The sequence below is a fragment of the Butyrivibrio sp. WCD2001 genome (assembly GCF_000424485.1).
Lineage (GTDB): Bacteria > Bacillota > Clostridia > Lachnospirales > Lachnospiraceae > Butyrivibrio.
This window is the reverse complement of sequence record NZ_AUJZ01000004.1, coordinates 53,916-77,293: the sequence shown is the minus strand read 5'-3', so window position 1 is coordinate 77,293 and position 23,378 is coordinate 53,916. Positions and strand designations below refer to the sequence as shown.

Annotated in this window: 20 protein-coding genes; 18 read left to right on the top strand and 2 right to left on the bottom strand. The window is 40.9% G+C overall.

What is annotated here, in order from left to right; all coding sequences use genetic code 11:
• The first annotated feature begins 131 nt into the window (after positions 1–131).
• The 6 genes from G630_RS0103470 to G630_RS0103445 all read left to right on the top strand — a co-directional run bounded on the left by G630_RS0103470 (position 132) and on the right by G630_RS0103445 (position 10,739).
• On the top strand, positions 132–2,666 hold the full coding sequence (locus tag G630_RS0103470; protein WP_026497766.1) for a transglutaminase domain-containing protein: 2,535 nt from the start codon (positions 132–134) through the stop codon (positions 2,664–2,666).
• A 181-nt stretch (positions 2,667–2,847) separates the two neighbouring features.
• Complete coding sequence (locus G630_RS0103465; protein ID WP_026497765.1) at positions 2,848–3,963, top strand: hypothetical protein; 1,116 nt, start codon at positions 2,848–2,850, stop codon at positions 3,961–3,963.
• A 29-nt stretch (positions 3,964–3,992) separates the two neighbouring features.
• Positions 3,993–5,078 (top strand): hypothetical protein, encoded by a 1,086-nt coding sequence (locus G630_RS0103460; RefSeq protein WP_026497764.1) that lies wholly within the window; start codon positions 3,993–3,995, stop codon positions 5,076–5,078.
• Positions 5,079–5,236: 158 nt separating this feature from the next.
• Positions 5,237–7,594: a response regulator gene (locus G630_RS23300; protein WP_026497763.1), complete on the top strand. Its 2,358-nt coding sequence runs from the start codon at positions 5,237–5,239 to the stop codon at positions 7,592–7,594.
• A gap of 34 nt (positions 7,595–7,628) precedes the next feature.
• The gene (locus tag G630_RS0103450; protein WP_081667777.1) at positions 7,629–8,300 is read left to right on the top strand and encodes a response regulator; all 672 of its coding nucleotides are present in this window, start codon (positions 7,629–7,631) and stop codon (positions 8,298–8,300) included.
• Positions 8,301–8,504: 204 nt separating this feature from the next.
• The gene (locus G630_RS0103445) at positions 8,505–10,739 is read left to right on the top strand and encodes a fibronectin type III domain-containing protein (protein WP_081667776.1); all 2,235 of its coding nucleotides are present in this window, start codon (positions 8,505–8,507) and stop codon (positions 10,737–10,739) included.
• Positions 10,740–10,764: 25 nt separating this feature from the next.
• On the opposite strand, the gene G630_RS0103440 is transcribed toward G630_RS0103445, so the two are convergent.
• Complete coding sequence (locus G630_RS0103440; RefSeq protein ID WP_026497760.1) at positions 10,765–11,160, bottom strand: RrF2 family transcriptional regulator; 396 nt, start codon at positions 11,158–11,160, stop codon at positions 10,765–10,767.
• A gap of 158 nt (positions 11,161–11,318) precedes the next feature.
• On the opposite strand from G630_RS0103440, the gene G630_RS0103435 reads away from it, so the two are divergent.
• Positions 11,319–12,602, top strand: a complete 1,284-nt coding sequence (locus G630_RS0103435) for an O-acetylhomoserine aminocarboxypropyltransferase/cysteine synthase family protein (RefSeq protein WP_026497759.1) — start codon at positions 11,319–11,321, stop codon at positions 12,600–12,602.
• Positions 12,603–12,735: 133 nt separating this feature from the next.
• Complete coding sequence (locus tag G630_RS0103430; RefSeq protein WP_026497758.1) at positions 12,736–13,737, top strand: asparaginase; 1,002 nt, start codon at positions 12,736–12,738, stop codon at positions 13,735–13,737.
• A gap of 8 nt (positions 13,738–13,745) precedes the next feature.
• Here G630_RS0103430 and G630_RS0103425 read toward each other — a convergent pair whose 3' ends face one another.
• A complete protein-coding gene (locus G630_RS0103425; protein ID WP_026497757.1) occupies positions 13,746–14,144 on the bottom strand; it encodes an RrF2 family transcriptional regulator in 399 nt (132 codons plus the stop codon).
• A 206-nt stretch (positions 14,145–14,350) separates the two neighbouring features.
• Between G630_RS0103425 and G630_RS0103420 the strand changes: the two genes are divergently transcribed.
• The 10 genes from G630_RS0103420 (at position 14,351) to G630_RS24105 (ending at position 23,367) form a co-directional block, all read left to right on the top strand.
• A complete protein-coding gene (locus tag G630_RS0103420) occupies positions 14,351–15,190 on the top strand; it encodes a bifunctional hydroxymethylpyrimidine kinase/phosphomethylpyrimidine kinase (protein WP_026497756.1) in 840 nt (279 codons plus the stop codon).
• Entirely contained in the window at positions 15,187–15,708 is a 522-nt protein-coding gene (locus tag G630_RS0103415) for a TIGR04002 family protein (RefSeq protein WP_026497755.1), read from the top strand. The genes G630_RS0103420 and G630_RS0103415 overlap by 4 nt, the downstream gene beginning before the upstream one ends.
• Positions 15,709–15,731: 23 nt before the next feature.
• Complete coding sequence (locus G630_RS0103410) at positions 15,732–16,340, top strand: TIGR04100 family radical SAM protein (RefSeq protein WP_022761462.1); 609 nt, start codon at positions 15,732–15,734, stop codon at positions 16,338–16,340.
• A gap of 240 nt (positions 16,341–16,580) precedes the next feature.
• On the top strand, positions 16,581–17,630 hold the full coding sequence (locus G630_RS0103405; RefSeq protein WP_022761464.1) for a methionine ABC transporter ATP-binding protein: 1,050 nt from the start codon (positions 16,581–16,583) through the stop codon (positions 17,628–17,630).
• On the top strand, positions 17,631–18,302 hold the full coding sequence (locus G630_RS0103400; RefSeq protein WP_022761465.1) for a methionine ABC transporter permease: 672 nt from the start codon (positions 17,631–17,633) through the stop codon (positions 18,300–18,302).
• A 62-nt stretch (positions 18,303–18,364) separates the two neighbouring features.
• Positions 18,365–19,219 carry a MetQ/NlpA family ABC transporter substrate-binding protein gene (locus G630_RS0103395; RefSeq protein ID WP_022761466.1) on the top strand — a complete coding sequence of 285 codons (855 nt, stop codon included), beginning with the start codon at positions 18,365–18,367 and terminating at the stop codon, positions 19,217–19,219.
• Positions 19,220–19,257: 38 nt separating this feature from the next.
• Positions 19,258–20,589, top strand: a complete 1,332-nt coding sequence (locus tag G630_RS0103390) for an amidohydrolase (protein WP_026497754.1) — start codon at positions 19,258–19,260, stop codon at positions 20,587–20,589.
• A gap of 148 nt (positions 20,590–20,737) precedes the next feature.
• Complete coding sequence (gene cysK, locus G630_RS0103385) at positions 20,738–21,673, top strand: cysteine synthase A (RefSeq protein ID WP_022761468.1); 936 nt, start codon at positions 20,738–20,740, stop codon at positions 21,671–21,673.
• A 264-nt stretch (positions 21,674–21,937) separates the two neighbouring features.
• Complete coding sequence (locus tag G630_RS0103380; RefSeq protein WP_022761469.1) at positions 21,938–23,128, top strand: MalY/PatB family protein; 1,191 nt, start codon at positions 21,938–21,940, stop codon at positions 23,126–23,128.
• 86 nt (positions 23,129–23,214) lie between these two features.
• Positions 23,215–23,367 (top strand): YezD family protein, encoded by a 153-nt coding sequence (locus G630_RS24105; RefSeq protein WP_022761470.1) that lies wholly within the window; start codon positions 23,215–23,217, stop codon positions 23,365–23,367.
• The last annotated feature ends 11 nt before the right edge of the window (positions 23,368–23,378 follow it).

The window sequence follows — 23,378 nt, the reverse complement described above, 5'->3', positions numbered from 1 at the left end:
ATGAGGGTTGTCACATATGTGGCAACCTTTTTTTTAGCACAATTGCTTAATGAAGTATTTTAAAAAATTGTGCAACATTTTTTAATGCTGAACTGTATAATAGGTAAAGTCGATTTTATTTAGGAGGGACTATGAAAAAACAAGCATTATCAGTTTTATCGGTTTTACTGGGCATATGTCTGGTAACCGGATGTGGGGGATCAAGTGGGATTAATGAATTAACAAAAAAAGTCGGGGGATTTAAATCTTCTGAGAGAACTATCGGAGAGTCCGACATACTACCTACCGATGATCAGAATGGTGACAAGGATGTGTCTTCAAATGATGATCAGAAAGGCACCAAAGACGTACTTTCAAACAATAAAAAGAGCGGTACCATAGACGTACTTTCTAACATCAAAAATAAGTATGCATCTGCTACGGTAGACAGCGCACATGAATTCGGCGAGCCTATGTATAATCTTCCCAAAGATTATGTATTTGAGTTTGACTGTAATGAAGAAGCAATGAAGTGGGATTATAACATGGCTTTCAGTGTATATACAACACTTGATTTCGAAAATCCTGACAAGTATACCCACGACTGCAGCGTATGCTCACTTGAAAACGGTAAAATATTAGTAGAACCATCTGTTGTAGATAATTTCTATGACATACCCGAGAGCACTATTACCGCAGAAACAGATACTTTTGCTGCATGGGAAACAGAGTGTGATGGTACATGGGGAAGCCTTAATAAGCTGTATTTAGTACAGAAATACGATCTTCAAACAGGTGAGGAACTTGCTAAACCGATTATCACACCTTTTAGTATTCGCCATGACATTGAATCAACAACGGTAAAGCAGAAAATAGATGACAATAACAATTATTATCTTGAATGGACTCCTGTAAGAGGAGCTTCCTCATATCTGGTTTTTAAGCTGACTGATTTAGGCTATTATCTGGTTTATAAGACAACAGATACAAAAGCGTCTGCAGATAGTTTTTGGGGACAGCTTGATTCCGATAGGTGGAGTGAGTTAGTAAATAAGGATTTAGAAGAAAGTGGTTATGATACTACCACTTCTGAAAAACTTTACATGAATAGTGATCTGCATGATGACAAGCACTGCAAGTTTGCTGTAGTAGCCGTAAGAGATGGAAAGACATCAGGTATCAGTAATATAGTTGATTCTGATGAACTCGCTGATTTATTACCATATACGAAAGAAGGAAATCTTGAGGTTACAATAAGGCAGGTAAGCGATCTGCCGGTTTACATTAATGTGACAACAGTAAACGATAAGACTATGCAGATGATTATCGACTATCATGGATGTGTTTGCAAACATGGGGACGATGATTCAACAACATATTATCTGTTTCCTAAGATTTATCATACGGATTTATCTCCGTTTTTGATTACTGTACATGGTATGCCCTATGGTGAATTTACAAAATATGCGCAGCAGGTAGCTGACAGACAGGATAAAATTACTGCTACAATGCCTACAGGCAGAGTAGAGACAAATGTAGATGTTTCTAACGTCCCTACCATGGAAGATCCGGAGGTATCAGAAAATCCGGAGACATCAGTAGAACCTGCAATACCCGAAGAACCTACCACCCAGGTTAATCCCGGTTCAGCTAATGAACTGATGACAGAAGTGGCAGACATGGTTAACACCAATTTGACATTATTGCAGGAGCAGAGCGGTGTTTCTCTGGATGATGTTATATTCGCTGAGTCACCTCTCGAAGAATGGATGGCGTACTGCCTGATGGCCAGAAGTGAATATATTCCGGTTCCTTACAGCGAGTTCCCCGAAGGAGCCGATGTAGAAGGCACGACTAACAAACTGTTATCTATGTACAGACAGAATCCTACAAGTGGTGTAATCAATGGTATTAAGTATTCATATGATTATGAGACATATATTGTAGAGTATGTTGACGATACAAATGACAGACTGGGCAAGTCGGTAGAGGAGTTTAAAAAGGCTAAGGAAGTAGCTGACTGCGTAACAGCAGGCTTATCAACAGATTATGATAAGGTAGTTGCATTGAACGATTATTTCTGTACCAATGCATCCTATGATGAAAGCTCTATGTCTACTGAAGTAGATATGAATTCACTCACACAATCATTTATTGATGCTCATACACCTTATGGTATTTTGTGCAATAACTACGGTGTATGTGAAAGCTATTCTGAAGCTATGGCTCTTGCAGGAAGACTTGCCGGTCTGGATGTAATTATTGAAACCGGAGATCTGTATGGTGCCGGCGGACATGAATGGAACAGAGTAAATATTGATGGAAACTGGTGTATTCTTGATATAACCAACAATGATAACGAGATGGTACCTAACGGTCTTTGCAACATAACGGACAGTATGGCAACTCAGCTTTTGATATCAGATAAAACATCGTATTTGTTCGATGCTTCAGCTAATACCGATTCTTATGAATACTATCACATGAACGGTGAGTATGTTGAATCTACTACCGATCTTGCAGATAAGCTTAGAGAGCAGTTAGACAGTGATGGTGTTGCGCATGTTCGCTGCAGCGAAAACATGACGCAGGATGATGTTACTGCAGTAGCTCAGCAGCTGTATAGTGAGGGCTATGACATCTCTGAAGGATATTTCGTATACAATATAGCTATACTTTCAAAGTAAAACACTTTTGTAGAGTTTGGAAAGTGAAGTAAAATAAAAAGTCGTCCTTTCAAAAATGAAGGGATGACTTTTTTTGTAAAAATTACAAAAATATTACAAATATTTAAAATGTTCGTTGCAATTTTCGGCTATTACTGTATAATTCTATTTTTGTGGGGGACTATATAATTGGAGGAGTGTTATGAAAAGAGTATTCAATGATCTCGGAAGATTTATTCTTCTGTCTGCATTCGCGCTGACATTATCTGCAGCAGTTTTAATAAGTTATCCCATGAGGGATGTTAAGGCATACGTAGAGGAAACCAAAAATTCTGATGGAACTTACACATATACAGATAGCGATACCAATGAGTCTGTTACATCAAAATGGAAAGACGGCTACGCAGAAAAATATATCGGAAAAGAAGAGGCAGCCTGTGTGATAGAGACCAAGTCCTATTACAACGTGATAGATCTTTATACCACATTGGATGTTGCAAGGTTAGGAAATTTCAGGACAAACAGTGACAAGCTCAAAGTAAAAGTGATGTACAGTCATGAAAACAATTACGGCCTTGATAATGCTGATACCAGCTCCTGCTGGATAATCACTCCTGATGGGAAAAAACTTTACAAGGATATTTACGGAAACAGGAAAGAATTCAATGCTTCCACGGAACAGGAGATATTAAAGACAAATAAATTTGAGGCAAAAGGAAGCTATAAGATAAGGCTTTATACCAAAAAAGCCGGTAAATATGTATTTTCATATGATGCCCTGGATCACAATGGGAACGTCATTACAACAAAGACAGTAAAGGTTGTGGCCAAAGAGGATACAGATCCCATCAAAGAAGCAACCTTTGCAGGTAAGCGTTTCTATGTAAGCAATGTCGGAAAGCAGAAGGGACTTAAGACTGATCTGTATAACATCAAGGGAGGCTATAACACTAAGAAATCCGGCAAGCTAAAGATTATCATGAACAAAGGCTACAAAATCAAAAAGATTGAGATGGGCTATCAACATGTAGAACGCTCCAAGGCAAGTACGGACGATAAATGGACAAACAGTTTTGCTGATGTTACTTGGAAGACAATTAAAAACGGCAGGAAGATAAAGCTTAATTCAGAGAATGTGTATTCATATTTCGATAAATATGAGAAGAAGTCAAATGAAAAAGCTCCCGGAGGTTATGACATCTACTCCGATGAAAATCATGGACAGATATCAACCACATATATTCGCGTTACCTATTATGATACAAAAAGCAAGAGAACAGAGCGGACACAGCTTTCTATCAACAGGAACATCAAATGATTCATGGAAGGTGAGATACGAGGATGAAAATGACAGGAATAATGAAAAAAGCAGTGCTGCTTTTTGCTGCAATAACTATTACACTTACAGGTTCGCTTAATGCAAAGGCTTACACGACAGTATCATGGAGCGATCAATACAAAGCAAATGTTTTTATAAACAGTGATACCAATGATTCATGTGTTAACAAGAATTCCGGAGATCATGCAGCTAATGCTTATGTATGTGAGCAGATAAAAACAAAGACGATAACAACAGAATATTACGGTACAAAAAATGAAATAACACTCTATACAACCTACGACGTTGCGAGATTCGGGAATTTTAGAACAAATAAAAAAGTCTTAAAGCATAAGGTTACCGAGAAGGTGGAGGATAATTATTCAGAGTCCAACAGCTACGTTACCGGAACGGATGGGAAAAAATATTGCAAGGATATTTTTGGAAATAAGCAGGAATACTCCGAGGCTACTATAGCAAAGGCAGAGAAAACCAATAAGTTTCATGCTTATGGGGAATACGCTATCAGGTTTTATACAAAAAAAGCAGGTACATACAAGTTTTACTATGATGCATTGGATCAGGACGGAAATGTTATAACCACTAAGACTATCAAAGTAGTTGCAATGGAAGACGGTGACCCGATAAAGGAAGCAACCTTTGCGGGAAAAAGATTCTATGTCAGTGCCAATACACAATATAAAGGAAAAGAAACCAATCTGTATTCGACTAAGGACAGAGCATATACAACAAAAAGCTCCGGTAAGCTCAAGTTCAAAATGAATAAAGGCTTTAAAATTCAAAAGATTGAAGTCGGATATACTACCGTAGGATACAGGGATAACAGTACAGATGATAGCTGGGCAATTCAGGATAAAGGAACTGTGTGGACTGAGGTAAAAAACGGTATGAAGATTACACTGTCCTCAACAGATGAGGGGAAACCATGGTATGAGAAAGCAAAGAGACATGATGCCCCCGGACAAAGCAGAATTTATAGCACAGAAAGATATGAGCAGCGTGCAAGGACGTTTATCCGAATTACATATTTGGACAAGCGAAATGGGACGACAGGAAGTTCAACATTTACAATTTACAGACTTATAAATAAATAGAGAGTTTGAAAAAATATCTCTGTAAATTTAATATAAGGTTATTTAGAGGGTCTTCTATGATAAAATTATATAAATTATCATAGAAGACTTTTTGTAATGTCGAACAAAAAAGTGAAGTTTACAAACCGAAACCGATGACAGCGGGGAAGAAAGCAGCCATGAAAGAATTTCTGACAAAGCTTATCAACTTCTACAAAAAAGAAACGGAACTTGATGTAATATTCTTTAAGCTCCTGGGAACATCGGGAGCCATCATAAGCCTGATAGGAGCTGTGCAGTCTCTATTTACGCTTAGTGATCTGTCGGGATTTTTTATAAACATGGGCGCTGCAGTAGGAAGCATAGCCCTTATCCTTTTTGTGGACAGGACAGGGCATTATCTTGCCGGCTATCTCATAACGTCCTTTGGAATATTCATGGGACTGTTTGGGATACTTTTTTTTGAGATGGGAGGACTCTATGGCTCGATGCCCTATTTTTTCTCCTTTGGAATCCTATTTACGCTCCTCATGTACAGAAGGCCGTCTCTTCGCTATGCAATGGTGGCTGTTCACGTCATCTACTATGCAGGGCTATGCCACATCGCATATTTTCATCCGGAAACCGTTACCCCGTTTGATACGGATATGGACAGGTACGTGGACCAGCTCACAGGTATCTTCGTATCCAGTGTGGGCATAGGAATCATCTTCCATATGTATCTTAACGAATACAGGAAGCAGCAGCGTCTTGCCCAGGAATCCAGCAATGCCAAGAGCGTGCTGCTTGCCAATATCAGCCACGAGATAAGGACACCTATCAACATGCTCCTTGGCATGAACGAGATGATCCAGAGGGAAGCCGAGAACGCCCGGATACTTGAGTACTCGCAGAACGTCGACTCCGCAGGCAAACAACTCCTTTTTATGATCAACCAGTTTTTGGACCTTTCAAGGATAGACATGGGCAGGGAGGAAGTGTTTGAAGAGAACTTCGACCTCAAGGGGCTCATAGACACACTCTCTATTTACTATAAAAAAGAAGCTGACAATAAGCGCCTTGACTTTGTGGTTGATACGGATAAATATCTTCCAAGATACTTTGTTGGAGATGTAAAAAAACTTAACCAGATCCTCATGAACCTTCTTTCCAATGCCATCAAGTACACGAAAGAGGGTATCATAGTATTCAGCATCCATAAAAAAGAAGAAAAGGATGGAATCTTTACACTTCGCTTTGAAGTATCTGATACAGGAATGGGCATAAAAAAGGAAGAACAGGATAAGATCTTTGAGAGCTTTGAAAGATTAGATATAGTCCGTAATCGTGGCATCGAAGGTACAGGCCTTGGCCTTGCCATCTCCGGTAACCTTGCAAGGCTCCTTGGAACGCAGATAAAGGTTAAGAGCAGGTACGGAGAGGGAAGCCTTTTCTGGTTTGATATAGGCCTTAAAAGGGGCGCAGACATAGAAATTGACAGCTCCTTAAATGAGAGCTTCATTGCTCCTGACGCAACGATCCTGGCAGTGGATGACAATAACATGAACCTGACGGTCCTTAAGTCTCTTCTTAAAAGAACTCTCATCAGGGTGGATACTGCTCAGTCAGCTCAGGAGTGCTATGACCTCTGCAGGGAGCGGGACTATGACCTCATCTTTATGGACTACATGATGCCTGATATTGACGGGATAGAAGCCATGGAGGAGCTTCGAATCATGGACGGTGGCAGGATGAAGGATACACCCATCATCGTCCTTACAGCGGATGCAACTCCCGAGAGCAAGAGGATCTTTATGGAAAAGGGATTTGATGACTACCTGCTAAAGCCCGTGGATGTAGGCCTTCTTGAGAATACTCTTATCAGGAATCTGCCGGGAGGTCTTGTTACAAAGGTAGAAAAAGAAAAGCCCATAGAGATTCCACAGGAAACTCTTTTAAAGATTAAAAAGATACTTTCAGGGTATGACATCTCACTGGATATGGCAATGAAGCACCTTAGCGGCGATATCCTGCAGTTTGTCAGGATTGCAGAGTTTTTTGTTAAGAGTGCTGATAAGAACATGAATGAGCTTAAGAGCCTTCTTGATAAAAAAGATTACAAAAAGGCAGCGCTCATAATCCATTCCATTAAGGGTAATTCCGGAAATGTAGGCGCAGAGGATCTTTATTATAACGCCAGGAGATTAGAGAAGAGAGCAAAAGAAAGCGATGGCACATACGTTGACGCAGCATCTCCTTTGTTCTTCATGGAGTGGGAGAGGGCAAAAGACGGGCTCTTAGCTGTCCTGTCCGAATTTGACAGAATAAGGCATGATGCTGCAGCTGCGGAACCGGAGGAGGAACCCCTTGATAGAGATGCCATCATAGATGAGCTTATAAATGCCATTAGTAACGGCAATCAGGCCCCTGCTCTCAAATACGCAGATAACCTTGCTGCAATCCTTTGCGGGGATGATACAGTTGATAAGATCAGGAACTGTATCATGAATATCGACTTTGACAGTGCAATGGAACTTGCCATGAAACTAAAGAAGTAACAAAAAGGCACTTATATATTACGTGATAACTGCTATGATTGATTACAAAGATATAAGCAGGATGATCACCTGCACATATGAGGGGAAAATGGAAATGATGGAGAACTACAAGATTCTCTGCGTAGATGATGATATAAATATGCTGAATACTCTGGAAGATATACTTATAAATGCCGGCTACAGCGTAAGCCTTTCAAAGTCCGGAAGACAGGCCATTGAATTTGTCAGAAAAGGCATCGGCTTTTCCCTGATCCTCCTTGATGTGGATATGCCCGGGATGGACGGATATGAGACACTTAAGGAGATAAAGGACCTTGATATGGCAAAAGACATTCCGGTCATCTTCCTTACTGCCAAGGACGAGCCTGATTTTGAAATAAAGGGTTTTGAGTACGGCGCTGCAGACTATATCACCAAACCCTTTGTAAAGAGCGTATTTCTTGCAAGAGTAAGGAACAGGATCACAGCTCCTTCAAGGCAGAAAGCCATCGAGGCTGAAAATCTTGGGAAACTTAGGAATATGCTCTCTGACCTGGAGCTGAAGGTGGCAGAGTACATAGCAGAAGGTCTCTCAAACCAGGAGATTGCAGATAAGACCAGCTACTCCTATGGCTATGTAAGGCGAGTCGTATCCTCGATCCTTGATAAAACCGGGATGGAAAAGAGGACAGACATACGGCATTTTTTGAAATCGGGGGAGTACTAGGCCTGATATTTCATATGCTTTTTGGAAGGAAAGTCCATATGGGCTTTCTTTTTTGCGTAATAATAAAAAAATTATAAATATGAAAAGAGGTAACAAAAAGGCACTTATTTTTTGAAATTAATTGCTTATGATAATTTGTGGAAAAAGATATTGGAGCGCCGGGCATATGTATGCCTGTGTACTTATGAGAGGTGGGATAAAAAAATGAAAAAGAGGTTTTTGACCGGGCTATTGACTGTAGTGATGAGCACTGCACTGGTGGTGATGCAGCCGGTAAGTGTTTATGCAGCGCCTTCGCCTATAAGTAAAGAAATATTTGTTGATCCCGTGACTTACTATAAGGTTGATACCAATCAGTTCTCAAAGAGCCAGGTGGATTTTTACCGGGATATGCTTACTACGCACAGGAATCAATGGCCTAGTCCCAAACAGAAATGGAACAAGATTGCCGGGGCAATATTAAGGCAGAAAAACAATCTGAAGGACGGGGATTCTGGTCGTCTTAATTCTGCTATAAGCGCTATGAGTGGAACCGGTCATATTTTGGATGATGATGGATCCTCTAATACTGACCACTGTAGTACGATACCTTTTCAGGAGGCAGGATCTCTTCAGCAAATGGAGAAGGACCTCCTTAGTGGTCTGAACTATTCCGGATCGGTCATCGACATGTGCGGCTTGTTTAAGGATGGTGAAAGCTTAAACAGCGGCCCTGTATTCTACCAAGGAGGTATGTCATGGGAAAATGATGGTAAAGCATATATGGTTGTCGCGGTTCTTTTCAGCGACTTCAAGGTAACGCCTATCCTTCCGGATGCTGACCCTGCCAAGGGTAATTTTGTTGAGACTACGGTTAGTGATGTAACAAGTGAAGGTGGGGAATTAAACTCACAGCTGATAAACAGAGCGGCAGACAGGACTCTTGACGCCTCACAGACAATAGGCAAAGACTCAGTTGTAACTATAAGGACCGAGGTGACAGGAAGCAAGGAGTATTCGATTAGTGAAACTTTAACTGTAGGCGCTGAATATGGATTTACAGGTGCGTTTAAGGGATCCGTAGAAGTGAGTGTAGGCGCCTCTCAGGTTTTCCATAAATCATTGACTGAAGGTCAAGATACTTCAAAAACATTTCACACTGACAATACAATTTCTGCCGGGCTTCCGCCATTTACAGGTGGAATGCTTAAGCAGGTTTATGGAACCCAGCAGGTGGAGACGACATATAACTGTCCGGTTGCTCTTACTTACAGGGTACGAGTACTTCAGTATCGTGCCGGGTATGAGAAAAATGCGAAGAAGTTACTTGATGCGCAGTCGTATGAGAGAGCGGATTTTGGCAAGGATAACGGTGGAGATGCGCGAAAAGACCTTTACAACCGGGCTGTTATAAATAAAAATAACAATGTTGACCCGGATGGAATCCATTGGAATAATATGCCTGAATCTATCCTTACAGCAAATAGAATATATGAAAGAGCAGCGACTGAGGTACCTATGGCCTCAACGCCGGCGACATTCATCGCGACGCTTAAGACTACAAGCGGTGAGCTTAAGGGCATAGCTCCACTTTACCCGCTTAAATATGTGCGGCTGGAGAATAAGGCACTTAATGAACTGGAAATGAAAACCGGTGATACCTACAGGGTGGATCTGATCGAGCTTGAAGGACTTGCAGAGAATGAAGAACGGTTGAAGGGACCTTACTACGGTTTTGATAAATCATTCGGTAAGTGGATACTTACAGATAAAAACCATAAAGAGTTGACTGACGGCTCTGTGGCAACCCTTACAAAGAACGAAAGAACCGGAGCGGTAACCTTAAAGGCAGTTTCCGAAGGAATGGTCTATCTGGAATATCTCATAGATGAGAACAGATACAGTACTTTTACAGACGGGAGCAGGTATGCAACAAACAAAAACTTGAAGGAATTCCCATCGATTGAAGTAAAGATTACAAGCGCTCCTGTAACAGCCGAAAAGGATGCCGACCAAAATGAAGCTGGCAATAATGGTCAGGAACAGAGCGCAAGTACACCTGATCAGAATCAGCAGACTACGCCTTCTCCGGCAGTTGACCAGGTACAGAGTGAAAATACAACACCACCGGTAGTACTGGAAAAAACAGATACCGTTGATAAAAAGCTGAAAAAGACATCCCTTTCAAAGCTGAAAGCCGGAAAGAAATCCATCACGATTACCTGGAAAAAGAACGATGAAAAAGGCATAAAAGGCTACGAAATCCAGTACAGTACAAATAAGAAATTTAATGAGGATTCCAAGAAAGTAACTATCAATAAAAACAAGACTACTTCGAAGACAATTAAGAAGCTTGAGCCTAAGAAAACATACTACGTAAGAATCCGATCATTTAAGAAGTCCGGCGGTGAAAAGATATACTCAAAATGGAGTAAAACAAAGAGCATTAAGGTTAAATAAATAGCCAAAAAAACTAAGCGGCCTGTCATAGCAGGTCGCTTAGCTTTTTTTCATAAAAGAAATTCTTTTCCATCTTATAAAAGTCAGACCACATGGAAAGGGTTTTACACTTTTCTTTTCTGGGACATTCCTCGGCGTTGTCCTCTAAACAGACAACAGGAGAAAAGGTTCCTTCCATAAGTTCAATGATTTCTCCTATAGAGTATTCATCAGGCTCTCTAAGTAATTTGTATCCACCATGCTTTCCGCTGGCGCCTTTAATTAGACCACCCTTTACCATTTCTTTTGCAATTATTTCAAGATACTTCTTGGAAATATCCTGTCTTTCGGCTATGTCTTTAAGAGGGATATAATCTGAACTGTTCTGCTGTGCCAGATCTATCATGACTCTAAGAGCATAGCGGCCTTTAGTTGAAAACATAAATCTCCTCCTTATAGCAGGCAAAAACAAAACCTTATCGTAAAACATATTGACACAGTAGGTAAATAGATTGTATCATCAATTTCAACAAAAGCAAACAAAAAAGCGAAAACAAAAAGCAAACCAAAATAAAAATGAAAATCAGGAGGAGAAACGGTATGAGCAATTACAAATTCGAAACACTTCAGTTACATGTAGGTCAGGAGCAGCCGGATCCGGCAACAGATTCAAGAGCGGTTCCGATTTATCAGACCACATCTTATGTCTTCAGAAATTCACAGCACGCAGCTGACAGATTCGGTCTTGCTGATGCAGGTAATATCTACGGAAGACTTACAAATTCCACTCAGGATGTTTTCGAAAAGAGAATAGCAGCACTTGAAGGCGGAAGCGCAGCACTTGCAGTTGCATCCGGTGCAGCAGCTATAACTTATACAATCGAGGCACTTGCAGCAAACGGCGGACACATCGTTGCACAGAAGACCATCTACGGCGGAAGCTACAATCTTCTGGCACACACACTTCCTCAGTACGGTATAACAACTACTTTCGTAGATGCTCATAATCTTAGCGAGGTTGAGGGAGCTATTCAGGATAACACAAGAGCGATCTACTTAGAGACACTTGGTAATCCCAATAGTGATATCCCGGACATCGATGCAATCGCAGAAATCGCTCATAAGCACGGACTTCCGCTGGTAATCGACAACACCTTCGGAACACCTTATCTCATCAGACCCATCGAGCACGGCGCTGACATTGTTGTTCATTCAGCAACAAAGTTCATCGGCGGACACGGAACAACACTTGGTGGAATCATTGTTGAGTCAGGAAAATTTGATTGGAAGAAGAGCGGCAACTATCCTCAGATCGCGGCACCCAATCCCAGCTATCACGGAGTATCATTCTATGATGCTGTAGGACCTGCTGCATTCGTTACTTATATAAGAGCAATCCTTCTTAGAGATACAGGAGCAACAATTTCACCTTTCAATGCATTCCTTCTTCTTCAGGGAACAGAGACACTTTCCCTTCGTCTTGACAGACATGCAGAGAATACAAAGAAGGTAGTTGAGTTCCTGGCGGGGCACCCTCAGGTTGAGAAGGTTAACCATCCTTCACTTGCAGACCATCCGGATCATGCACTTTATGAGAAGTACTTCCCGAATGGCGGAGCTTCAATCTTCACATTTGAAATCAAGGGCGGAAAAGAGGCTGCATGGAAATTCATTGATAATCTTGAGATCTTTTCACTTCTTGCAAATGTTGCAGATGTAAAGAGCCTTGTTATTCATCCTGCAAGCACAACACATTCTCAGCTTACAGATGAGGAACTTGCCGACCAGGGAATCACACAGAGCACCATCAGACTTTCAATCGGTACAGAGCACATAGATGATATTATCGCGGACCTTGAGAAGGGCTTTGCCGCAGCAAAATAATATGCAAAAGATGAGCTGATTTTTTAAGGAGACAGGGATATGTCTCCTTTTTTCTTGTATAACTCACAATAAGATAATTATGGTACGATATATATGTCTCTATGAATTTTTATTCAAAGAAGAGGTGATCTGAGTGAGCAGAAAAATACTTATTATCAACACAGGCGGAACGCTTTCGGCGGTGATGAAAGGTAATGGTCTCATTCCGGGACTGTCCATTTATGATATGCAAAAAGAACTCCGTATGGTGTCCGGAGATACGGATATCGAGATAGAGGATTTTTGCTCGCTGGACAGTGCCAATATTTTTCCTGAGGACTGGGGATTGCTTGCAGAGCGAATAAGTGAATGTAGAAATCAGTATGACGGGATAGTGGTTATACATGGCACCGATACGCTGGCTTATACATCATCAATGCTTTCATTTATGCTTAGAAATATCGGAATCCCGGTTGTTATAACCGGCTCACAGTTATCAATTACCAATCCCGTTGCGGATGCAATGGAGAACTGCAGATGTGCCATACATATGGCGGCAAGTCAGATACCGAGAGTGTTTGTTGCTTTTAATCGTAAGGTCATGCTCGGCTGCAGGGCGTCCAAGGTGCGCTCACTTAGCTTTGATGCCTTTGAGAGTATTAACTATCCCAATATTGCGACTATAAGTTCTCTTGGTATGAAAATCGATACGACAGCTGTTCCCGAAAGAACAGGAATATTTAAGCTTGCAAACTCTTATTCCAATAAAGTCTGCATGATAAAAATGTTCCCGGGGATACATACCGGATTTGTTGAAGCATTAGCAGATCAGGGCTATAAAGGGCTTTATATAGAGGCATACGGAATCGGTGGTATGCCGTTTTTGAAACATGATTTTATCGGAACGCTTGATAAGCTAATAAAGGGCGGAATGACCGTGGTTGTCGGGACACAGTGCAGATATGAGGGGACTAAGATGGATGTCTATGAAACCGGCAAGAGAGCCCTCGAAATAGGAGCCCTTGAGGCATGTGACATGACCGGTGAAGCAGCACTTACAAAGCTCATGTGGATCCTTGGAATGACAGAGGACCTGTCAGAGATACGGGACTACTATTCGATAAATGTGGCAGGAGAGATAACTCCCCACAAATAATGTGAAGATTATCTTATTAGGTCAGTCAGCTTTTTGCTATAGAAAAAGTCATGACTGATTTTGGCATATTCTTCCCACATGGGAAGAGTTTTGCAGTCACTTTTACGCGGGCAATTATCTGCATCGGGAAGGAGACAGGCTACAGGTGATATAGGCCCTTCCATGGTTTCAAGTATTTCTCCGACAGTATATTCTTCAGGTAATTTGGTCAGTCTGTACCCGCCATGCTTGCCGCTGGCTCCGGAGAGCAGCTTTGAACTGACCAGTTCCTTCGCAATGATTTCCAAATACTTTTTTGATACTCCGATTCTTTCAGCAATATCTTTAAGCGGAATAGGATCATCCGATTTCTGCTGTGCAAGATCTATCATAATTCTAAGAGCATATCTTCCCTTTGTTGAAAACACAATAAAAACCTCCAATAATCGTATTACCTATTATTTTAAAGGGTAAATCAACAATTAACAATGTGCATTTCGCACAGAATCACTTTCGGATTCATTTTTTGATAATCTGGTCATATAAAAAGTATTTAAATTGACTATATTTATATAATCAGAAATGGTGTATATTGGCACATAAATAATTCAAAAAACGGAGACATGTAGAAAATATGAAGGTTGCGGCTATTAATGATCTGTCCGGCTTTGGTAAATGCTCACTAATTGCAGATATATCAGTATTGTCTGCAATGGGTATAGAAGTTAATCCTGTACCTACAGCGCTTTTTACTGCTCAGACCGGGTTCCCATCATTTTACATGCATGATACAAAGGATATGGTCAGACATTGTACAACCGAGTGGAAAAAGCTTGAGGCAGAGTTTGACGGCATACTGACAGGTTACATCCCCTACGAAAGAGAAGCGGATTATGTTCTGGAATTTGTGGATACTTTCAATAAAAAGGACACGGTACTTCTTGTAGATCCTGTAATGGGAGACGGAGGAGAGTGCTATTCAAACTATTCGGACGGATTGCTTTCCAGGATTAAAAAGATGACTGAGATAGCAGACATCATCACTCCTAATCTTACGGAGCTCTGCATTCTTGCAGGCGTCAAGGCGGATCAGGTTGTCAGGGACACAGCTAAGGGCAATCACCTTAAGAAGATAGAGAATATTGCAAATAAAGTTAGAACCGGTGACAGGCAGAGCGTAGTGGTTACCGGGATTTTTACGGACAATGATAAGCTTTGTAACTTAGTTGTTCATGAAGGTGGAACTGAGGTTATAGAGTGCAAATATAATGGACGAAGTTATTCCGGTACGGGAGATCTTTTTGCAGCATCGCTTCTGGGAAATGTTCTTAAAGGAAAAGACATAGCGAGTGCAGTTTCGGATACTACAGAATTTATTGGAAAAGCAATATTGGCTACCACCGAAGAGGACGGAAATTATGGGGCTGATTTTGAAAAAATATTGACAGGTTGTTTAGGAGGAGTCACATTATGAAAAGAGAAAACGTAAACTCAAAGACAAGGCTCATGGCCTTTACCGGTGTTATGGCCGCGCTTACCACAATTTTTACGGCATACATTTTTCATATACCGGTTGGTGTAAACGGCGGTTATGTTCATTTTGGCGATACGGTTATTTATCTTGCGGCAGCTATGTTACCGGCGCCCTATGCAATGGCCGTAGGTGCACTTGGAGGAGGACTGGCGGATCTTCTTACCGCTCCCATGTGGACTATTGCGACAGTGATTATAAAGATGCTTATCGTCATTCCTTTTACAAGTCGCAGTACATCCTTGTTAAATAAGCGCAATATTGCAGCTCCGATTATTTCGTTCTTTATTTCCGCAACCGGCTATTATATAGCAGAGATGCTTCTATTCGGTGCAAAGGTGGCTCTTATACCTGCCTTTGCGGGAAGCTTTGTTCAGTCATGCGGTAGTGCACTGTTTTTCTATATAGCAGCTGCGGCGTTTGACGGGGTTGGAGTAAAGAAGACTATTTTTGAATTTTAAATACGACAAGAGGAGTGAAAAAAGTGGCGGACATTTTATATACTTACAAGAACAGCGTGTATGCAAACATTACAAATAAATGTAATTGCAGATGCACCTTTTGCATACGTTTCCAGAAGGATGGGATAGGAAGCTCAGATACCTTATGGCATCAGCAGAATCCCACAAAGGAGGAGGTTCTCGACGCAATAAGGAATTTTGATTTTACAGGTTTTGATGAACTGGTATTTTGCGGGTACGGAGAACCAACCTGCGCACTGGATATCCTTCTTGCAGCGGCCAAGACAGCCAGGGAAGAGAAGGGACTGAAAACACGTCTTAATACAAACGGACTTGGAAACGAAGAAAACGGAAGGAATATAATTCCTGAGCTTTCCGAGGTTATCGACAGCGTATCTATAAGTCTTAATGCACCGGACAGTGCAAAGTATCAGGAAGTTACAAGACCGCAGTTTGATGACGGCTTTGAAAAGATGATAGATTTTGCAACAAAATGCAGGGACGAAATAAAGGATGTCAAATGGTCTATTGTCGATGTTCTTCCTGAGGAAGATATAGAGAAATGTAAGGAACTGTCTGAGAAGACCGGAGTTCAGCTACGAATTAGACATTTCAGCAAAAATTCACAGTAAAATATATAGTCAGATAAGTGATAAAGAGATTTCTTCATCAGTTATTCTTAGGGCAAAAGCCCGAAGAATACTGGGCGGAGAAGTCTCTTTTTTGTTTTGTGCGCATGGGTAAAAGAAAAACTTATATTCACCTATAAGATTAGTATGCTTTACGTTTCGATGGTCTGGCTGCATAATCTCCTTAACAACAAACGAACAGAAAAACAACAGAAGATAAGCAGTATCGGGAAGGAGGAGATTATGATCAAATTTGAAAACGTTGGAAAAGTATTTACTCAAAAGAAAAATAAAGTAAATGCTCTTCAGGATATAAATCTTGAAATAGAGACCGGCGATATATTCGGACTCATCGGATTTTCGGGAGCTGGAAAAAGTACACTTCTAAGAACAATAAATGCTCTTGAAAAACCGACATCCGGAAAAATAACAGTAGACGGCGATGACATCTATAGTTTAAGTCCTAAGGAACTAAGAGCAAAAAGAAAAACTATAGGGATGATTTTTCAACAGTTCAATATTCTTGAGACCAAAACAGTTTGGGAAAACATCGCACTTCCATTAAAACTCAATCACACACCGAAAAAGGAAATCGAAGAGAGAGTTGATCAGATGCTTAAGTTCGTAGAACTGGAAGATAAGAGGGATGAATATCCCGGAAAACTTTCCGGAGGACAAAAGCAGAGAATAGGAATTGCAAGAGCACTTGCAACAAGGCCAAGCATTCTTCTAAGCGATGAAGCCACAAGTGCACTTGATCCCAAAACAACAGATTCGATCCTGGCTCTTCTAAAGAAGATAAACAGAGAACTGGGTGTCACAATCGTAATTGTTACTCATGAAATGAATGTTATTTCCAGCATATGCAATCATGTGGCGGTTATGGAAGCGGGAAGAATTGTTGAACAGGGGAATGTAATAGATATTTTCAGTGAACCCAAGGCAGATATTACAAAGAACTTTGTAAAGACAGTGATCCAGGATGAGGTTCCGGAAAAGCTTCTTCAAAGTATTTATGAGGATACAAGAAATTATAAGCTCCTGAGACTTAAGTTCCAAAGCTCAGACAGTACAGAGTCAGTACTCGCACAGGTAAATAAAAAGTTTGATATCGAAACCAATATTCTATTTGCAAATATTAGCGAGATACAGGAACAGATATTAGGAATACATATAGTTCAGATTATCGGTTCGGACATCGAAATCAAAAAAGCCGAGCAATATTTCACCCTACATGGTGTAGGTTACAAAGAACTTGAAGAATACAAAGAAGAACTGAAGGAGGTGGTATAAATGGCACAAATAGAAAACTTTCTCGGAATACCGATGGAGAAAATATTCACTTCAATTGAAGAAACTCTCTATATGGTAAGCATATCACTCATAATCGGAGCCGTTTTAGCCTTCATCATCGGAATAGCACTTGTATTTACAAAGAAGGGCGGGTTGTATGAAAATAAGGTGATATACACAGTCATAAACGTGATCATCAATGTAATTCGAAGCACACCTTTCGTGGTACTCCTGATTGCAGTGATGCCGCTCACAAAAGCGATAATCGGAACAAGAATCGGACCAACTGCAGCAATAGTACCGCTTACGATTTATATTGTTCCGTTCCTGGCAAGGCTGATAGAAAATTCACTTCTTGATACGGGAAAAGGAATTTACGAAGCGGCAAAATCGATGGGAGCTACACCGTTTCAGTTAATTTTTTACTTCATACTTCCTGAGGCAAAAGGTTCCCTCATTCTCAGTATTACAACAGGAATCGTCGGACTGATAGGATCCAGTGCTATGGCAGGATATATCGGAGGAGGCGGAATAGGAAGTCTCGTACTTAATTATGGATACAACAGATTCAATTTTGAGCTGATGTACACCCTCGTAGTATTTTTGATAATCGTAACTCAGTTTATACAGAGCCTTGGAAGCAATCTTTCAGTCAAGGCAAGAACAAATTAACAGTTGAAGCTAAGCATAAAAAAGTGTGCTTGCAATATAAATGAAAAACGGAGGAGAAAAACATGAAAAAATTAACAGTGGTAAAGAAGATTACAGCAACAGCAGTTTTAGCAGGATTACTTGCAGGTTCACTTACAGGATGCGGAACAAATGCGAAAGCAAGCGCAGCGCAGTCGGATAAAAAAGAAATTACCTATGCAAAGGGTGTAGGCCCTTATACAGAGCTTTTTGAAGAGGCGATAATTCCTATTCTGGAGAAGAAGGGGTATACCTTCAAAGTATCAGAACTTGATCTTAATCAGGCAGACGCAGCAATCACCGCAGGTGACGTAGACGTATCAGTAGAACAGCACTCGGCATTTTTAAAAGCATACAATGAACAGTCAGGAGGAAATCTCGTAGCATTGTCAAAGATTCCAACCGTACCGGCATCTGTTTTCTCAGAAAAACATGCATCGGTCGATGAGATCGGCGAGGGTCAGGTAATCGCAATTCCGCAGGATGCGGGAAACCAGGCAAGAGCATTCGTAATGCTTCAGGATCTCGGTTGGATAACACTTAAAGAAGGAACTGATTTTGCAACAGCTTCCGCAGAGGATGTTGAGGAGAACAAGTACAATCTTGAGTTCTATGAACTTCAGACAACCTACATCGCAACAAGCCTTTCGGATTTTGACTTCGGTGTTATTACAGGAAGTATTGTTTACAACGCAGGAATTGATCCTTCCACAGCACTTTTCAATGAGAATCTTTCAGAGGATTTCTGGCTCCAGGTTGTAGTAAATGCTGATAATGCAGATGCACAGTGGGCAAAAGATATTGTGGATGCATATCAGTCAGAAGAGTTCCTTACATGGATTGGTGAGAACAACGGACCTAAGTACAATGAGCTTTGGTCAATCCCTTCCTACAACTAAGATGGCGAAAATTTCAGACAGAATGGAGACCGGATAATATGGATGCTATAGAGAAAAAAATTATAGACATAATAGATTCGCACAGAGATGAAATTATAGAATTTGCAAGAGATATTTATGATCATGCGGAGCTTGGATACAAGGAGTTCAGGACAGCAGAAAAGTTTGCGGATTTTACAAAAAAACTTGGACTGGAGGTTACTGAGGGGCATGCAGTAACAGGTGTGAAGGCATATCTTAATCAGGACAAAAAGGACAATGTAAGCCTTGCTCTTATCGGAGAACTTGATGCTCTTAGAATTACAAATCATCCTCATTTTAACAAGGAGAGTCAGGGAGCACATTGCTGCGGACATCATGCTCAGCTTACAGGAATCCTGGGAGCTGCAATTGCTCTTTCCAACAAAGAGATAGCACAGTCGCTCGACGGACAGGTTGTATTCTTTGCGGTACCTGCGGAGGAATATGGGGAGGTAGAATTCAAGAACAAATTGAAGGATGAAGGAAAAATCAAATATGGCGGAGGAAAATGTGAACTTATTAGGATTGGTGCATTTGATGATGTCGATCTTTCGATAGCTCATCACAGCTCAAACGGAGATAAGATCAGCTTTAGCAGCAGAACCAATAATGGCTTTGTAAGTAAGGTAATAAAGGTTCATGGAAAAGCTTCTCATGCTGCCGCTGCTCCAGAGCTTGGAGTGAATGCTCTTAATGCTGCTTCACTAGGACTTGCAGCACTTGGTTATCACAGAGAGACCTTCAAGGATACAGATCATGTAAGGATACATCCGATTATGACAAAGGGTGGAGATCTCGTAAATGTAATCCCCGATGAGGTTGTTATAGAGACTCTCGTAAGAGCAGGAAACAACGAAGCCATAATTGATGCATCAAACAAAACTGACAGAGCGTTTTTTGCAGGCGGAGCGGCGCTTGGAGCAACTGTTGAGATTGAGACGATGCCGGGATACCTGCCAACGCTGCCGGTGGTTCCGGAGGAAGATCTTGTTGAGGCAGCAAAAATAGCAGCCGGCGATAAGTATAACGTGGAAGTGGCAGATGATAAAGGAGAGTTCAGCGGTGGCTCCACGGACGTTGGAGATCTCCAGCATATCCAACCGGTTTATACATTTAATACAGGTGGTATAGAAGGAAAATTCCATGGCGCTGACTTTGAAGTAGTGGACGAAGAACTGGCGTATATCGAGACAGCAAAAGTGTTTGCTCTGGGGGCATATAGGTTCCTTAGAGACAATGCCAAAACCGCGAAGAAGATAGTTGATGAATATGAGCCTAAGCTAACCAAAGAGAAATACGTAGAGCTTTTGGATTCCTTTATAAAAACAGAGATTAAGGAGTATAACTGATAGTTATCGAAGCAATAAGTAAAGTTTATTTCTGCCGATAATTATTACTTCATTTTACAAAGATGAGTGCCGTGTTATTATCCTTATATCAACAAACGACACATAAAAACGAAAGAAAAAAATATATTAAAAACGGAGGAGAAATATCATGGCATACATTAACCAGAGCGCACTTGATCTTATTGGGGGAACACCAATCTTACAGCTTAACGGCTACAGCAAAAAGGCAGGAGTTACAGATGCAACACTTCTTGCAAAACTTGAATATCTCAATCCTGCAGGATCCGTAAAGGACAGAGTAGCACTTAGTATGATAGAGGATGCTGAAAAGAGCGGAAAGCTTAAACCCGGCGCAACAATCATCGAGCCTACATCAGGTAACACAGGAATCGGTCTTGCAGCAGTTGCAGCTGCAAAGGGCTACAGAGCAATACTTACACTTCCTGATACCATGAGTGTTGAGAGAAGAAATCTTCTTAAGGCATACGGCGCAGAGATCGTTCTTACAGAGGGCGCCAAGGGAATGAAGGGAGCAATTGCCAAGGCAGAAGAACTTGAGAAAGAAATTGACGGAGCAATAATCCTCGGTCAGTTCGTAAATCCGGCCAACCCCGCTATCCATAAGGCTACCACAGGTCCTGAAATCTGGAAGCAGACAGACGGCAAGGTTGATATCTTTGTTGCAGGTGTAGGTACAGGCGGAACCATCACAGGTGTTGGCGAATACCTCAAGGAACAGAATCCTGATGTTAAGGTTGTTGCAGTTGAGCCCGCTACAAGCCCTGTACTTACTAAGGGCGAAGCAGGACCTCACAAGATTCAGGGAATCGGAGCAGGCTTCGTTCCGGAAACCCTTAACACAAAGGTTTACGATGAGGTTCTTGCTATTGAGAATGAAGATGCTTTCGCAGAGGGTAAAAGGTTTGCGGTTTCAGAGGGAATTCTTGTAGGTATTTCATCAGGTGCAGCACTTAAGGCAGCAACAATTCTTGCAGCAAGACCTGAGAACAAGGGTAAGAACATAGTAGTTCTTCTTCCCGATTCAGGTGACAGATACCTTTCAACACCGCTTTTTGCAGATTGATAAAAACAGAGTAGAGACAATTTATACATATCCAGCCAATATGTAGATAAGAATAGTACGTGTGAAAATCATTTGTTCACAGTACGCAAATTATGATATTCCGGTTCCAAATTTCCTTCCGGAAAAAAGAATTGCTCCGAAGCTCATCCGCTTCCGGAGCACTTTCTATATTCAATATATGTATATTAAACATAAAAGTTTATTATTCAAAAGCCTTCCCCCTTTTAGGGGGAAGGTGGCACGAAGTGCCGGATGAGGGTAAATATGACAACATACAACTTTGACAAAATAGTAGACCGCAAAAACACTTCCTCTCTCAAATACGATTTCGGTCCCGAAAGAAAAAAGAGAGACGATCTGCTTCCACTATGGGTTGCAGACATGGATTTTAAGCTTCCGGATGAAGTGATTGAGGACATAGAAGAAAGAGTAAGGCATGGCATTTTTGGCTATACAGATCCCAAAGATGATTACAAAACTGCAATAAGAAACTGGTATCTTAAGAGGCATGGTTTTGAAATAAAGGACAACTGGAATGTTATAACTCCCGGAGTCGTATATGCCATTGCAACAGCAATCAGAGCACTTACGGATAAAGGCGATGCCATCCTGATACAGCAGCCTGTCTATTATCCCTTTGCTGAGACGGTTAAACAAAACGGCAGAAAATTGGTAAACAACCAGCTTGTTTATAAGAATGGACACTACGAAATTGATTTTGATGATTTTGAAAAGAAGATAATTTCAGAGAATGTTAAGCTGTTTCTTTTTTGCAGTCCGCATAATCCGGTGGGCAGAGTATGGACCAAAGAAGAACTGACAAGAATTGCAGATATCTGTAAAAAACATGATGTATATGTTTTTGCAGATGAAATTCATTCTGATTTTGTTTACAAAGGATATAAGCATACGCCTTATATTTCACTCGGAGAGGAGTATACCGGGAAGCTTATTGTAGGAACTTCTCCTAGTAAGACCTTCAACATTGCAGGTCTTCAGATTGCCAATATTATTATCCCGAATGAGGAAACAAGAAGAGCATTTATATTTGAGAACGAGGCAGCAGGCTATAGTCAGTGCAATGCGGTTGGACTGACAGCAACCATTTCAGTATATACCAAGGGCGAGAAATGGCTTGATGAGTTAATTGAATATCTCGAGGGGAATGTTTCTTATGTCAGGGACTTTTTGAAAGAAAAGCTTCCTCAAATACATCTTATAGAACCTGAGGGGACGTATCTCATATGGCTCGATTTCAGCGAATTTACTGATAATCATAAGGAACTTGAAAAACTGATAGTTGATGAAGCACATCTGTGGCTTGATCCCGGAATCATTTTCGGAAGAGAGACAGCGCTATTTGAAAGAATAAATATTGCCTGTCCCAGGAAGATACTTGAGCAGGCGATGAATCAATTATATGAAGCAATCAGAAATCATGATAGCAGTCTATAAGCTTTATGAAATTGTGCAGGATATTATGGCAAGGTAATATCTTCTTAAATAAAAAATGTCTTGGAAAGACAGGTGAGGAGAGAATTATGGCAAAGGCGGATGTGGAAAAAGATTTGTTGGAAGACGTATGGAAAAGGATAAGGAATCAGGTTGAAAACCTGAAGTACGGAACTGTAACTATAACTGTACATGATGGCAAGATCACGCAGATAGAAACCAGTTCGAAAGAAAGATTCTGATTTTGAAGGGA

Coding starts and splice junctions, on each gene's coding strand:
- G630_RS0103470 (WP_026497766.1), top strand. CDS start 132: ATGAAAAAACAAGCATTATCAGTTTTATCGGTTTTACTGGGCATATGT.
- G630_RS0103415 (WP_026497755.1), top strand. CDS start 15,187: ATGAAAAGAGAAAACGTAAACTCAAAGACAAGGCTCATGGCCTTTACC.
- G630_RS0103405 (WP_022761464.1), top strand. CDS start 16,581: ATGATCAAATTTGAAAACGTTGGAAAAGTATTTACTCAAAAGAAAAAT.
- G630_RS0103390 (WP_026497754.1), top strand. CDS start 19,258: ATGGATGCTATAGAGAAAAAAATTATAGACATAATAGATTCGCACAGA.
- G630_RS0103400 (WP_022761465.1), top strand. CDS start 17,631: ATGGCACAAATAGAAAACTTTCTCGGAATACCGATGGAGAAAATATTC.
- G630_RS0103460 (WP_026497764.1), top strand. CDS start 3,993: ATGACAGGAATAATGAAAAAAGCAGTGCTGCTTTTTGCTGCAATAACT.
- G630_RS0103465 (WP_026497765.1), top strand. CDS start 2,848: ATGAAAAGAGTATTCAATGATCTCGGAAGATTTATTCTTCTGTCTGCA.
- G630_RS0103420 (WP_026497756.1), top strand. CDS start 14,351: ATGAAGGTTGCGGCTATTAATGATCTGTCCGGCTTTGGTAAATGCTCA.
- G630_RS0103380 (WP_022761469.1), top strand. CDS start 21,938: ATGACAACATACAACTTTGACAAAATAGTAGACCGCAAAAACACTTCC.
- G630_RS0103450 (WP_081667777.1), top strand. CDS start 7,629: ATGATTGATTACAAAGATATAAGCAGGATGATCACCTGCACATATGAG.
- G630_RS0103445 (WP_081667776.1), top strand. CDS start 8,505: ATGAAAAAGAGGTTTTTGACCGGGCTATTGACTGTAGTGATGAGCACT.
- G630_RS23300 (WP_026497763.1), top strand. CDS start 5,237: ATGAAAGAATTTCTGACAAAGCTTATCAACTTCTACAAAAAAGAAACG.
- cysK (WP_022761468.1), top strand. CDS start 20,738: ATGGCATACATTAACCAGAGCGCACTTGATCTTATTGGGGGAACACCA.
- G630_RS0103435 (WP_026497759.1), top strand. CDS start 11,319: ATGAGCAATTACAAATTCGAAACACTTCAGTTACATGTAGGTCAGGAG.
- G630_RS0103395 (WP_022761466.1), top strand. CDS start 18,365: ATGAAAAAATTAACAGTGGTAAAGAAGATTACAGCAACAGCAGTTTTA.
- G630_RS0103440 (WP_026497760.1), bottom strand. CDS start 11,160: ATGTTTTCAACTAAAGGCCGCTATGCTCTTAGAGTCATGATAGATCTG.
- G630_RS24105 (WP_022761470.1), top strand. CDS start 23,215: ATGGCAAAGGCGGATGTGGAAAAAGATTTGTTGGAAGACGTATGGAAA.